11 protein-coding genes are annotated in these 12729 nt (G+C 61.6%); 3 read left to right on the top strand and 8 right to left on the bottom strand.

Features of this window, described 5'->3' with window-relative positions:
* Window positions 1-254 precede the first annotated feature (254 nt).
* A complete protein-coding gene (locus ACN6NG_RS03775) occupies window positions 255-1451 on the bottom strand; it encodes a methionine gamma-lyase (RefSeq protein WP_063422314.1) in 1197 nt (398 codons plus the stop codon).
* Between the two features lie 127 nt (window positions 1452-1578).
* Here ACN6NG_RS03775 and ACN6NG_RS03770 point away from each other — a divergent pair, with 127 nt between their 5' ends.
* Window positions 1579-2058, top strand: coding sequence for an Lrp/AsnC family transcriptional regulator (locus ACN6NG_RS03770; RefSeq protein WP_016498026.1), 480 nt, complete (start codon window positions 1579-1581; stop codon window positions 2056-2058).
* A gap of 75 nt (window positions 2059-2133) precedes the next feature.
* Here the strand turns inward: ACN6NG_RS03770 and cysN are convergent, their stop codons facing one another.
* The 3 genes from cysN to ACN6NG_RS03755 form a co-directional block, all read right to left on the bottom strand.
* Window positions 2134-4035 carry a sulfate adenylyltransferase subunit CysN gene (gene cysN / locus ACN6NG_RS03765; RefSeq protein WP_474312976.1) on the bottom strand — a complete coding sequence of 634 codons (1902 nt, stop codon included), beginning with the start codon at window positions 4033-4035 and terminating at the stop codon, window positions 2134-2136.
* 16 nt (window positions 4036-4051) lie between these two features.
* Window positions 4052-4969, bottom strand: a complete 918-nt coding sequence (gene cysD, locus ACN6NG_RS03760; protein WP_003251799.1) for a sulfate adenylyltransferase subunit CysD — start codon at window positions 4967-4969, stop codon at window positions 4052-4054.
* 276 nt (window positions 4970-5245) lie between these two features.
* A complete protein-coding gene (locus tag ACN6NG_RS03755; protein ID WP_049274848.1) occupies window positions 5246-6004 on the bottom strand; it encodes a Nif3-like dinuclear metal center hexameric protein in 759 nt (252 codons plus the stop codon).
* A 168-nt stretch (window positions 6005-6172) separates the two neighbouring features.
* Here ACN6NG_RS03755 and algW point away from each other — a divergent pair, with 168 nt between their 5' ends.
* Complete coding sequence (gene algW, locus ACN6NG_RS03750; protein WP_063422316.1) at window positions 6173-7333, top strand: Do family serine endopeptidase AlgW; 1161 nt, start codon at window positions 6173-6175, stop codon at window positions 7331-7333.
* A gap of 166 nt (window positions 7334-7499) precedes the next feature.
* On the opposite strand, the gene ACN6NG_RS03745 is transcribed toward algW, so the two are convergent.
* The 4 genes from ACN6NG_RS03745 to ACN6NG_RS03730 form a co-directional block, all read right to left on the bottom strand.
* On the bottom strand, window positions 7500-8264 hold the full coding sequence (locus ACN6NG_RS03745) for an amino acid ABC transporter ATP-binding protein (RefSeq protein WP_016498022.1): 765 nt from the start codon (window positions 8262-8264) through the stop codon (window positions 7500-7502).
* A gap of 10 nt (window positions 8265-8274) precedes the next feature.
* A complete protein-coding gene (locus ACN6NG_RS03740) occupies window positions 8275-9372 on the bottom strand; it encodes an amino acid ABC transporter permease (RefSeq protein WP_019470615.1) in 1098 nt (365 codons plus the stop codon).
* 10 nt (window positions 9373-9382) lie between these two features.
* On the bottom strand, window positions 9383-10561 hold the full coding sequence (locus ACN6NG_RS03735) for an amino acid ABC transporter permease (protein WP_151326467.1): 1179 nt from the start codon (window positions 10559-10561) through the stop codon (window positions 9383-9385).
* Window positions 10562-10628: 67 nt separating this feature from the next.
* On the bottom strand, window positions 10629-11657 hold the full coding sequence (locus tag ACN6NG_RS03730; protein ID WP_019470613.1) for an amino acid ABC transporter substrate-binding protein: 1029 nt from the start codon (window positions 11655-11657) through the stop codon (window positions 10629-10631).
* A gap of 332 nt (window positions 11658-11989) precedes the next feature.
* Between ACN6NG_RS03730 and ACN6NG_RS03725 the strand changes: the two genes are divergently transcribed.
* Window positions 11990-12646, top strand: a complete 657-nt coding sequence (locus tag ACN6NG_RS03725) for an alpha/beta hydrolase (protein WP_016498018.1) — start codon at window positions 11990-11992, stop codon at window positions 12644-12646.
* Window positions 12647-12729: the final 83 nt, after the last annotated feature.

Raw genomic sequence — 12729 nt, 5'->3', positions numbered from 1 at the left:
TTTTTTGTGCTTTGAATCGCCAAGATAACCCCGCCAGTGCGGGGTTCCCGGTTCAGATCAAGGCTTGCGCCAGGACTGGCCACCTTCATCATCGTCACCGCCACTGCGGCAAATGAACAGGTCGATGTATTTCGGGAATACGCTCATTGTCAAACTCCTCTTGGATAAGCCGGCCAACTCACCAGCTCATCCAAAGTGCCATCGCCTGATCCCGTAAGGCATTGGGCAAGTGTTCCCGATCCTGCAAGGCAAGTTCATGCACACGCCTTCAACGCCACCTCGATATCTGCCAGCAGGTCCTCCACATCCTCCAGCCCCACTGACAACCTCACCAGCCCCTCTGATATCCCGTGATGCGCCCGCTCTTGTGGCGTGTAACTGGAGTGCGTCATGCTCGCCGGGTGCTGCGCCAGCGACTCGGCATCCCCCAGGCTCACTGCCCGGGCAAAAAGCTGCAGTGCATTCATGAAACGCCGCCCTGCCTCTATCCCCCCCTTGAGCTCAAAGGCAATCATCCCGCCCGGCAGACGCATCTGCCGCTGTGCCAGTTCGTACTGGGCAAACGACGGCAACCCTGGGTAGTGGATCAGCTCCACCTGAGGCTGCCGAGCCAGAAACTGCGCAACCTGCAACGCATTTGCGCAGTGGCGGTCCATGCGCAGAGCCAAGGTCTTGATACCGCGCATCAATAGCGAAGCGTCATGCGGCGACAGCACAGCCCCGGTCATGTCTTTGAGCCCTTCCAGGCGAATCCGGTCGACCAGCGCCTTGCGCCCCACCACCAGGCCCGCAGTGATATCACCATGGCCACTGAGGTACTTGGTCGCCGAATGCACCACCAGGTCCGCCCCCAGTTCCAGTGGCCGCTGCAGGTAGGGCGTGCAGTAGGTGTTGTCGACCACCACAAGCACATCACTCCCCCGCACCGCCTCGACGACCGCCGCTATATCCACCAGTTGCATGTTGGGGTTGGCCGGTGTTTCGAAGTAGATCATCCGCGTTTTGCTGTTGATCGCCGCTTTCAGGGCCTTGGCATCGTTAAGGTCGACATGGTGGATCTTGACCCCGAACTCGCCAATGCCATGGTGCAGGAACGCAAAGGTGCAGCCATACAAGGTGCGCCCCACGATCAGCTCATCACCAGGCCGCAGCAGGGTCCAGAGGGTCGAAGTAATGGCCCCCATCCCCGACGCCAGCGCCAATCCCGCCTCACCACCCTCCAGCGAGGCCATGCGTTGTTCGAGCAGGGCCAGGGTGGGGTTGGAGATGCGGCTGTAGAAGTGCCCCGCCTCCTCCCCGGCGAAGCACGCAGCGCCGTATTCGACAGTCGGGAAGGCATAGGTCGCGGTCTGGTACACCGGTGGCACCAAGGCACCACCGTGGGAGAGCGGGTCGTAGCCATGGTGAATGGCCCGTGTGGAAAAACCGGTGTTGTTATGGGAGTCGCGCATGGCAACAGCCTCTTGTGGTTTGTTATAAGCTTATGCCACCGAGCTGCCCGATTTTTTCCAAAATTGCCCACGCATCTGCGTGCTTGCTGGAACAAAAACAACAATTAACGGATCAGGAGGGCAAAACATGCCTTCAAGCCTCGACCGCACCGACCGCGCCCTGCTCGCCGCCTTGCAGGACAACGCCCGCCTCACCGTCGCCGAACTTGCCGACCAGGTGGCATTGACCACCTCGCCCTGCTGGCGCCGGGTCAAGCTGCTGGAAGACAACGGCTATATCACTGGCTACCAGGCCATCCTCTCGCCCAAGTCGCTGGGGTTCGGCGTGACCGCGTTCGTCAGCATCATGATGGACTCGCACACCAAGGACATGGCGCTGGCGTTTGAGCAGCGGCTTATGGAAATCCCCGAAATCGTCGCCTGCCACAACATCTCCGGACGCTATGACTTTTTGCTGGAAATTCTGGCGCGGGATCTGGAGTCGTTTGGCGAATTCACCCGGGAAGTGCTGCAGCGGTTGCCGGGGGTGAAGGAGATCTATTCGAGTTTTTCCTACAAGGCGGTGAAGGAGCGGCGGGTGATTCCGGTGTCGGAAAAACATATCTGAACCGGATACGCAGCACCTGCGGGAGCGAGAAATAAAAAACCCCGCCGAAGCGGGGTTTTTCCTGCTGGCCAGCGCTTAGATAGCGCCACGCTGGCGCAGTACGTCCAGCACCAGTTTCACACCTTCGTCCACGCTAGTGGCCTGGGTGTCGATCACAAGGTCAGCATCCAGCGGCACATCGAACGGGAAGCTTTCGCCCGGGATGTTTTCGCCACCGGCCGCGTACAGGCCTTGCGGGTCACGCTCGCGGCAAGCCAGCGGCGAGGCCTGAACGTAAACGGTCACCAGGCGCTCTTTGCCGATCAGGGCCTTGGCCTGTTCGCGGCCTTCGGCATCCGGGGCCACGAACGCAGCCAGGGTCAGCAGGCCGGCTTCGTTGAACTGGCGCGCCACATGGGCGGCGCGGCGCCAGTTTTCGGTGCGGCCGGCGCGGTCTTGCGGCAAGCCCTTGTTCAGGTCGTGGCGCAGGTTCTGGCCGTCGAGCACGTATACCGCACGGCCCATGTCGAACAGCTTGCGCTCCACGGCATAGGCCAGGGTGCTCTTGCCAGCGCCGGACAGGCCGCTGAACAGCACGGTGGCTGGCTGCTGGCCGAAGCGCAGGGCGCGCTCTTCGGTAGACACGTGGGCCTGCTTGCCATGCTGGCCGGTGCTGCCATGCGGCAGGACTGGCGGAGCGATGATCATGCCAGCGCCAACGGTGCCGTTGGTCAGGCGGTCGATCACGATGAACGCACCGGTGGTGCGGTTGCTGTCGTAGCCGTCCAGGGCGATCGAGGCGTCCAGCGCAACCTTCACGCGGCCGATCTCGTTCAGTTGCAGCGCGCTGGCTGCGTCCTTCTCGAGCGTGTTCACATCGACCTTGTGGGTAATGCTTGCGATCGAGCCCGGCACATAGCTGGTGGCGCGCTTGATGTCGTATTTCTTGCCTGGGAGCATCGGCTCTTCGGCCATCCACACCAGCATGGCGTCGAACTGGTCGGTCACCGGCGGTACGTTGTCGGCATGTACCAGCAGGTCGCCACGGGAGATGTCGATCTCGTCTTCCATGGTCAGGGTCACGGCCTGGCCTGGGCCGGCGTTTTCCAGTTCACCTTCGTAGGTGACGATGGACTTGACGCGGCTGCTCTTGCCCGACGGCAGCACGACGATTTCATCACCCTTGTGCACTACGCCACTGGCAATGGTGCCGGCGAAGCCGCGGAAGTTCAGGTTCGGGCGGTTCACGTACTGCACCGGGAAGCGCAGGTCGGTGAAGTTGCGGTCGGCCGCAACCTCGACGGTTTCGAGGATTTCCATCAGCGTCGGGCCGGTGTACCACGGCGATTGTTCGCTGTGGTTGACCACGTTGTCGCCCTTGAGCGCCGACATTGGCACGAACTGCAGGCTGCTCGGGGTCAGGTTGATGGCCTCGGCGAACTGCAGGTAGTCGGCCTTGATCGACTCGAAGACGCCCTCATCAAAGCCCTTGAGGTCCATCTTGTTGACCGCGACCACGATGTGCTTGATGCCCAGCAGCGAGGCAATGTAGCTGTGGCGACGGGTCTGGGTTTGCACGCCGTAGCGGGCATCGACCAGGATGATCGCCAGGTCGCAGGTGGACGCACCGGTGGCCATGTTGCGGGTGTACTGCTCGTGGCCCGGGGTGTCAGCGATGATGAACTTGCGCTTGGCAGTGGAGAAGTAGCGGTAGGCGACATCAATGGTGATGCCCTGCTCGCGCTCGGCCTGCAGGCCGTCGACCAGCAGTGCCAGGTCGACTTCTTCGCCGGTGGTGCCGGACTTCTTCGAATCACGGGTGATGGCTTCGAGGTGGTCCTCGTAGATCATCTTCGAATCGTGCAGCAGGCGCCCGATCAGGGTGCTCTTGCCGTCATCCACGTTGCCGCAGGTGAGGAAACGCAGCAGTTCTTTGCGCTCGTGCTGAGCCAGATAAGCGAGGATGTCTTCGCTGATCAAATCGGATTGGTGCGACATGGAGTAACCCTGAAAATTAGAAGTAGCCCTGACGTTTTTTGTCTTCCATGGAACCGGCGCCATCGTGGTCGATGACCCGGCCCTGGCGCTCGGAAGTGCGCGTCAGGAGCATTTCCTGAATGATGTCGGTCAGCGTTTCTGCTTCCGACTCGACAGCACCCGTCAACGGGTAGCAACCGAGGGTACGGAAACGCACCTTCTTCTTGACGATACGGGCCTTCTCTTCCTCGGAAAGGTGCTCGAGGATGCGCTCGTCGTCGATCATGATCAGGGTGCCGTTCTTCTCGATGACTTCCCGCTCGGCGGCGAAGTACAGCGGCACGATCGGGATGCCTTCAAGGTAGATGTACTGCCAGATGTCCAGCTCGGTCCAGTTCGACAGCGGGAAGACGCGGATCGACTCGCCCTTGTTGACCTTGCCGTTGTAAACGTTCCACAGCTCGGGGCGCTGGTTTTTCGGGTCCCAGCGGTGCTTGCTGTCGCGGAACGAATACACACGCTCTTTGGCCCGCGACTTCTCTTCGTCGCGGCGCGCGCCACCGAAGGCGGCGTCGAAACCATGCTTGTCCAGTGCCTGCTTCAGGCCCTGGGTCTTCATGATGTCGGTATGCTTGGAGCTGCCATGGGTGAACGGGTTGATGCCCTGCGCTACACCCTCAGGGTTGACGTGGGTGATCAGTTCCAGGCCCATTTCCTCGACCATCTTGTCGCGGAAGCTGTACATCTCCTGGAATTTCCACTGGGTGTCGACGTGCATCACCGGGAATGGCAGCTTGCCCGGGAAGAAGGCCTTGCGCGCCAGGTGCAGCATCACGGCGGAATCCTTGCCGATCGAGTACAGCATCACCGGGTTGTCGAACTCGGCGGCCACCTCGCGGATAATGTGGATGCTTTCCGCCTCCAGCTGTTTCAAGTGCGTCAGTTTGTCGACCATGGCTACTCACGAAAAACGATCTTATGGACGGCCTGCGGGCCGTGTTCGAGCGAGCCACTTTATCACAGCGGCTGCTTCTATTTAGGAGGTGGGCTAGATCGAAAAGGTCTAACGATATGACTGCGGGTTTGGGCTCTGCCTGCCCAGCACCGAGCCCTGTAGGAGGAGCCTTGTGCTGCGAAGAGGCCGGTATAGCAGATAGGGATCTATTGCCTGCGTCGACCTCTTCGCAGCACAAGGCTGCTCCTACAACAACCGCATGCAACTCCGAAAGCCTCAGATGGGATTCGGGCAATCGATGAACAGGTGCTCCACGGCAAACCGCCGCGCCAGGTAATCGCCCAGCGCCTGCACGCCGTAACGCTCGGTGGCATGGTGCCCGGCAGCAATGAAGCTGACGCCATTCTCGCGCGCGCTGTGGTAGGTCTGCTCCGACGCCTCGCCGGTCAGGTACAGGTCCACCCCGGCGGCAATCGCCGTGTCGATGTAACCCTGCCCGCCACCGGTGCACCAGCCGACCCTGCGGATCATCTGCTCGCCGTCCACCAGCAACGGTTCACGCCCCAGCACTTCCTGAACCCGCCGGGCAAAATCGCGCGCAGTCACAGGTTCAGCCAGTGAGCCGACCAACCCCACCACCTTGGGGTTCTCCGGGTCCAGCGGGCCTTCGACGGTGATGTCCAGTTGCCGCGCCAACTGCACGTTGTTGCCCACCTCCGGGTGCACATCCAGCGGCAGGTGAAACGCCAGCAGGCTGATGTCGTTGTTCAGCAAGGTTTTCAGGCGACGCTGGCGGATACCGGTAATGCACGGGTTCTCACCCTTCCAGAAGTAACCATGGTGCACCAGCACCAGGTCGGCCTGGGCCTCGACCGCAGCATCCAGCAACGCCTGGCTGGCAGTAACGCCGCTGACGATACGGCTGACCTGCGGCCGGCCCTCCACTTGCAGGCCATTGGGGCAATAATCCTGGATCTTCGCGCTGCCCAGGTAACGCTCGGCTTCCTCGACCAGGATGTTTAGAGCGACGGCCATGAAAATCTCCTCGAAAACTGCGCTTTTCTCGGGCACAACACCAATGGAACGCCCGTATAATGCCGGCCATTATGGGCCGTCGCCGGCACTGGGGGAACCGGTGTATGATCCCGCGCGCTCATGCCCCACTGCGCGGCCACTGGCCCTCGCTCTTTCCAGGATTCGTTCATGTTCAAGGCTTTGCGTTACTTTGGCTGGCCCCTGCTTACCGGCGTACTGATCGCCATGCTGATCATCCAGCGTTTCCCGGAATGGGTCGGCCTGCCCAGCCAGGACGTCAACCTGCAACAGGCACCGCAGACCACGCGGATCATGCAGGGCCCGGTGTCGTATGCCGACGCCGTGACACTGGCCGCCCCCGCCGTGGTCAACCTGTACACCACCAAAGTGGTGAACAAAAGCGCCCATCCGCTGTTCGAAGACCCGCAGTTCCGCCGTTTCTTCGGCGACAACCTGCCCAAGCAACGCCGTTGGGAATCGAGCCTGGGCTCGGCGGTGATCATGAGCCCCGAGGGCTACCTGCTGACCAACAACCATGTCACCAGTGGCGCCGACCAGATCGTCGTGGCCCTGAAAGATGGCCGCGAAACCCTGGCCCGCGTGATCGGCAGCGACCCGGAAACCGACCTGGCGGTGCTGAAGATCGACCTGAAGAACCTGCCGGCGATCACCATCGGCCGTTCCGACACCATTCACATTGGCGACGTGTCACTGGCCATCGGCAACCCGTTCGGTGTCGGCCAGACCGTGACCATGGGTATCATCAGCGCTACCGGCCGTAACCAGCTGGGCCTCAACAACTACGAAGACTTCATCCAGACCGACGCAGCGATCAACCCCGGCAACTCGGGCGGCGCACTGGTCGATGCCAGTGGCAACCTGGTCGGCATCAACACCGCGATCTTCTCCAAGTCCGGCGGTTCGCAGGGCATCGGCTTTGCCATCCCGGTGAAGCTGGCACTGGAGGTGATGAAGTCGATCGTCGAGCACGGCCAGGTGATCCGTGGCTGGCTGGGCATCGAGGTGCAGCCGCTGAGCCAGGAACTGGCCGAATCGTTCGGCATGAAGGACCGCCCGGGTATCGTGGTGGCCGGTATCTTCCGCGAAGGGCCGGCGGCCAAGGCCGGGTTGCAACTGGGTGACGTGATCCTGAGCATCAACGGCGAACCGGCCGGTGACGGGCGCAAGTCGATGAACCAGGTGGCGCGGATCAAGCCCACCGACAAGATCACCATCGAGGTGATGCGCAATGGGCAGCAGCTGAAGCTGATTGCCGAGGTGGGGCTGCGGCCGCCACCGGCGCCGGCTGCAACGCAAGAAGAAAAGTAACCCTCCCGTGTAGGAGCGGCCTTGTGCCGCGAAAGGGCCGCATGGCGGCCCCAGCCATATCAGCGGCGAAGCTGAAACCCTGGGGCCGCTGCGCGGCCCTTTCGCGGCACAAGGCCGCTCCTACAGGGACCGCGACAGCCCCCTCAATAGTGCAGCACCAGTTGCCTCAATGCAGGATCTGGCTCAGGAACAACCTGGTCCGGTCACTGCGCGGCCGGTCGAAGAAGTCATCCGGCGCCGCCTGCTCCACAATCTCGCCCTTGTCCATGAAGATCACCCGATTCGCCACGGTGCGGGCAAAGCCCATCTCGTGGGTCACGCAGAGCATGGTCATGCCGTCTTCGGCCAGGCCCACCATGGTATCGAGCACTTCCTTGACCATTTCCGGGTCCAGCGCCGAGGTCGGCTCGTCGAACAGCATGATCTTCGGCTTCATGCACAGCGCACGGGCAATGGCCACACGCTGCTGCTGGCCACCCGATAACTGCCCCGGGTACTTGTGTGCCTGCTCGGGAATACGCACACGCTCCAGATAATGCATGGCAATTTCCTCGGCCTTGCGCCGCGGCATCTTGCGCACCCACATGGGCGCCAGGGTGCAGTTTTCCAGAATGCTCAGGTGCGGGAACAGGTTGAAGTGCTGGAACACCATGCCCACTTCGCGGCGGATGGCCTCGATCTGCTTGAGGTCGTTGGTCAGCTCGACGCCATCGACCACGATGCGCCCCTGCTGGTGCTCTTCCAGGCGGTTGAGGCAACGGATGGTGGTGGACTTGCCCGAGCCGGACGGCCCGCACAGCACGATGCGCTCGCCCTGGCGCACGTTCAGGTTGATGTCCTTGAGCACATGGAACTGGCCGTACCACTTGTTCACACCCTGCATCTGGATGATGCCTTCGGGGCCGGCAGGCTGCTTGATCGCTTCACTCATTTCGAAACTCCTAACGCTTGTGGCCAGTGTCCAGCTTGCGCTCCAGGTGCATGGAGTAGCGGGACATACCGAAACAGAAAATCCAGAACACCAGGGCGGCGAACACATAGCCCTCGGTAGCCATGCCCAGCCAGGCCGGGTCGGCGGCGGCTTGCTTGACGCTGTTCAGCAGGTCGAACAGGCCGATGATGATCACCAGGCTGGTGTCCTTGAACAGGGCAATGAAGGTGTTGACGATGCCGGGGATCACCAGCTTGAGCGCCTGCGGCAGAATCACCAGGCCCATCGAGCGCCAGTAGCCCAGGCCCATGGCTGCGGCGGCTTCGTACTGGCCCTTGGGGATGGCCTGCAGACCGCCGCGCACCACCTCGGCGATGTACGCCGACTGGAACAGGATCACGCCGATCATTGCCCGCAGCAGCTTGTCGAAGCTCATGCCTTCGGGCAGGAACAACGGCAGCATCACCGACGACATGAACAGCACGGTAATCAACGGCACGCCGCGCCAGAACTCGATGAAGGTCACGCACACCACCTTCACGGCCGGCATCCTCGAACGCCGGCCCAGGGCCAGCAGGATGCCCAGCGGCAAGGCACCGACAATACCCACGGTGGCGATCACCAGGGTCAGCATCAGCCCGCCCCACTGGCTGGTCGGTACGCTTTCCAGGCCCAGGTACCCACCGTGCAGCAGGGTGTAGGCCAGTACCGGGTACAGCACCAGGAAGCCCAGGCCGTAGAAGGCCTTGCGCGGGAAGCGCTTGATGAACAGCGGCGCAGCGCCGATGACGGCAAGCCATACCGTCAGGTCCACCCGCCAGCGCAGCTCGGCCGGGTAGTAGCCGTACATGAACTGGCCAAAGCGCTGCTGCACGAACACCCAGCAGGCGCCCTCCTTGGTGCAGTCGGCGCGGGTGGTGCCGACCCAGTTGGCGTCGATCAACGCCCACTGCAGCAGCGGTGGCACGATTAGCCATACCAGGTAGATGGCGAGCAGGGTCAACAGCGTGTTGAGCCAGCTGGAGAACAGGTTGGCACGCATCCATGCGAGCACGCCGACGGTTTTCACCGGTGGCGGCATATCGGGTTTGAAAACATGGGCATTCACGGGCGTATCCTCACCGCTCGATCAGCGCTATGCGCTTGTTGTACCAGTTCATCAGCAGCGAAATGCTGATGCTGATGGCGAGATAGACACTCATGGTGATCGCAATCACCTCGATGGCCTGGCCGGTCTGATTGAGCACGGTGCCGGCAAACAGCGAGACCATCTCTGGGTAACCGATACCGGCCGCCAGCGACGAGTTCTTCGCCAGGTTCAGGTACTGGCTGGTCAGCGGCGGAATGATCACCCGCAGTGCCTGGGGAATGATCACCTTGCGCAGGGTCGGGCCCTCGCGCAGGCCCAGCGACCGCGCGGCTTCGGTCTGGCCATGGCTGACCGAACGGATGCCGGAACGCACGATTTCAGCAATGAAGGCTGCCGTATAGATAGTCAGCGCCAAGGTCAGCGCCAACAGCTCGGGGATCAGCACCCAGCCACCGACGAAGTTGAAGCCCTTGAGCTGCGGCACTTCCCAGCTGACCGGGCTGCCGAACAACAGCACGCTCAGGCCCGGGATGACCAGCAGCAGGGCCAGCCCCACCCAGAACTTGTGGAACGGCACGCCGGTCTCGTCGAAACGCTTGTTGGCCAGGCGCACCATCACGACAACGGCGGCAATTGCCACCAACAGGGCCACGACGAACGGCCAGAAGCCATCGGCCATGGACGCGCCAGGCATGTTCAGGCCCCGGTTGCTGATGAAGAACATATCGTCGATGTTGATGCTGCCCCGCGGTCCCGGCAGGGTCAGGAACACGGCGAAGTACCAGAACAGGATCTGCAGCAACGGCGGGATGTTGCGGAAGGTTTCCACATACACGGTCGCCAGTTTGTTGATCATCCAGTTCGGTGACAGGCGAGCCACACCGATGATGAAGCCCAGAATGGTCGCCAGGATGACGCCGATGAAGGTCACCAGCAGGGTATTGAGCAGGCCGATGACGAACACCCGCGCATAGCTGTCGGATTCCACATAGGGGATCAGGTGCTGGGCGATGCCGAAGCCTGCACTGCGGTCGAGGAAGTCGAAGCCTGAGGTGATACCCCGGTGTTGCAGGTTGGTTTGTGTGTTGTGGAACAGGTACCAGCCCAGGCCGACCACGAAGACGATCGTGAGGATCTGGAACAGCCACGCGCGCACACGCGGATCGTTAAGGGACAAGCCCTTGGGTGCGCCGATTTGATTTTGCATGAAGTGCCCCGGACAGTAGGGATTCGAACAGCCTGCGGCGGCGGGATGCCGCCGCAGGGTGCAACCATCAGCGCACAGGTGGCGCGTACTGGATGCCGCCGTTGTTCCACAGGGCGTTCATGCCACGGTCGATCTTCAGGTCGGTGCTCTGGCCCAGGTTCTTCTCGAACACTTCGCCGTAGTTGCCGACTTGCTTGACGATCTGCACTACCCAGTCTTTGGGCAGCTTGAGGTCCTTGCCGTACTCACCATCCGCACCCAGCAGGCGGGCGACGTCCGGGTTTTTGGTGCCTTTGGCTTCGGCCTCGACATTTTTCGAGGTGACGCCTGCCTCTTCGGCGTTGAGCATGGCGAACAGGGTCCACTTGACGATGCTGAACCACTCCTCGTCGCCTTTACGCACCACCGGGCCCAGGGGCTCCTTGGAGATGGTTTCCGGCAGTACCACGTAGTCGGTCGGCGCGGCCAGCTTGGAACGCTGGGCGAACAGCTGCGACTTGTCCGAGGTCAGCACGTCGCAACGGCCCGACTCCAGCGACTTGGCGCTTTCGTCCGAGGTGTCGAAGGTGATCGGGGTGTACTTGAGGTTATTGGCGCGGAAGAAGTCCGACACGTTCAGCTCGGTGGTGGTACCGGCCTGGATACAGATGGTTGCGCCATCAAGCTCCTTGGCACTGGAGACACCCAGCTTCTTGTTGACCAGGAAGCCTACACCGTCGTAGTAGGTGACCCCGGCGAACACCAGGCCCATGCCGGCATCGCGCGAGCTGGTCCAGGTGGTGTTGCGCGACAGCACGTCGACCTCGCCCGACTGCAGGGCGGTGAAGCGTTCCTTGGCGTTGAGCTGGCTGAACTTGACCTTGGTCGCATCGCCGAACACGGCTGCGGCCACGGCGCGGCACACATCGGCGTCGATACCGACGATCTTGCCCTGCGCATCAGGTACCGAGAAGCCCGGAAGACCGTCGCTCACGCCACACTGGACGAAGCCCTTCTTCTTTACCGCATCGAGGGTGGCGCCGGCCTGGGCATTGCTCACGGCGCCCAGTGCGGCGGCAGCGGTCAGGACTGCCAGGGTGGTTTTCAACATCTTCATTCACAACCTCCAAATCGCTCTTGTTGTATCGAGCCGGAATTGCACCGCACCCTTTTGAGGCGTATCCGACCCGTATTGGCTTGTTATTGGGTCAATTGGCGCAATGGACTGTTCTGTGACAGCCTTCGCGTACAAAGGGTGTTACCGTCTCGGCCTACCCTTTGCATCACAGATTGAATTGCAAAGCGCGTACCAGATTCTGTGGCTGTAGCGTTTAAGCGCTCGTCAAGTAGGGAAAGTTGTATCGTTGCGACATTCTTTTTCCGACAATCATTTCCAGCGCCTTCTTTTCACGCACGCCATAACAAGACCCGCACACTTTCGGAGCAGTCATGACCAACCCGCTGATTCTCGAACCACAGAAAACCGCTGACGCCTGTGTGATCTGGTTGCACGGTCTGGGGGCCGACCGTTACGACTTCCTACCTGTGGCCGAATTCATGCAGGAGCGCCTGCTCAGCACCCGCTTCATCATGCCCCAGGCCCCGACCCGTCCAGTCACCATAAATGGCGGGTATGCCATGCCCAGCTGGTATGACATCAAGGCCATGACCCCGGCCCGCGCCATTGACGAAGCGCAGCTGGAAGCGTCGGCCGAACAAGTGGTTGCCCTGATCAAGGCCGAGCAGGCCAAAGGCATCAACCTGTCGCGGATCTTCCTGGCCGGCTTCTCCCAGGGTGGCGCGGTTGTGCTGCACACTGCCTATATAAAGTGGCAAGAAGCACTGGGTGGGGTGATCGCCCTGTCCACCTACGCCCCCACCTTCAACGACCAGCACCAGTTGACTGCCTGCCAGCAGCGCACCCCGGCCCTGTGCCTGCATGGTGTGCATGACCCGGTGGTGATCCCGTCCATGGGGCGCACCGCCTTCGAGTACTTGAACACCTGGGGCGTCGCCGCCCGCTGGTACGAATACCCGATGGAACACGAAGTGGTGGTCGAAGAGCTGAACGACATCCACAACTGGCTCAGCGAGCAGCTGCAATAGGCTGGCTCTCTTGTAGTTGTGGGAGTATTCCGCTACGCCGCGCCCGGATCTTGCATTACACTGCCCGGCGTACATTCCTTAAT

Source organism: Pseudomonas sp. TSO6, assembly GCF_056098905.1.
This window is presented reverse-complemented; position numbering and strand designations above follow the sequence as displayed.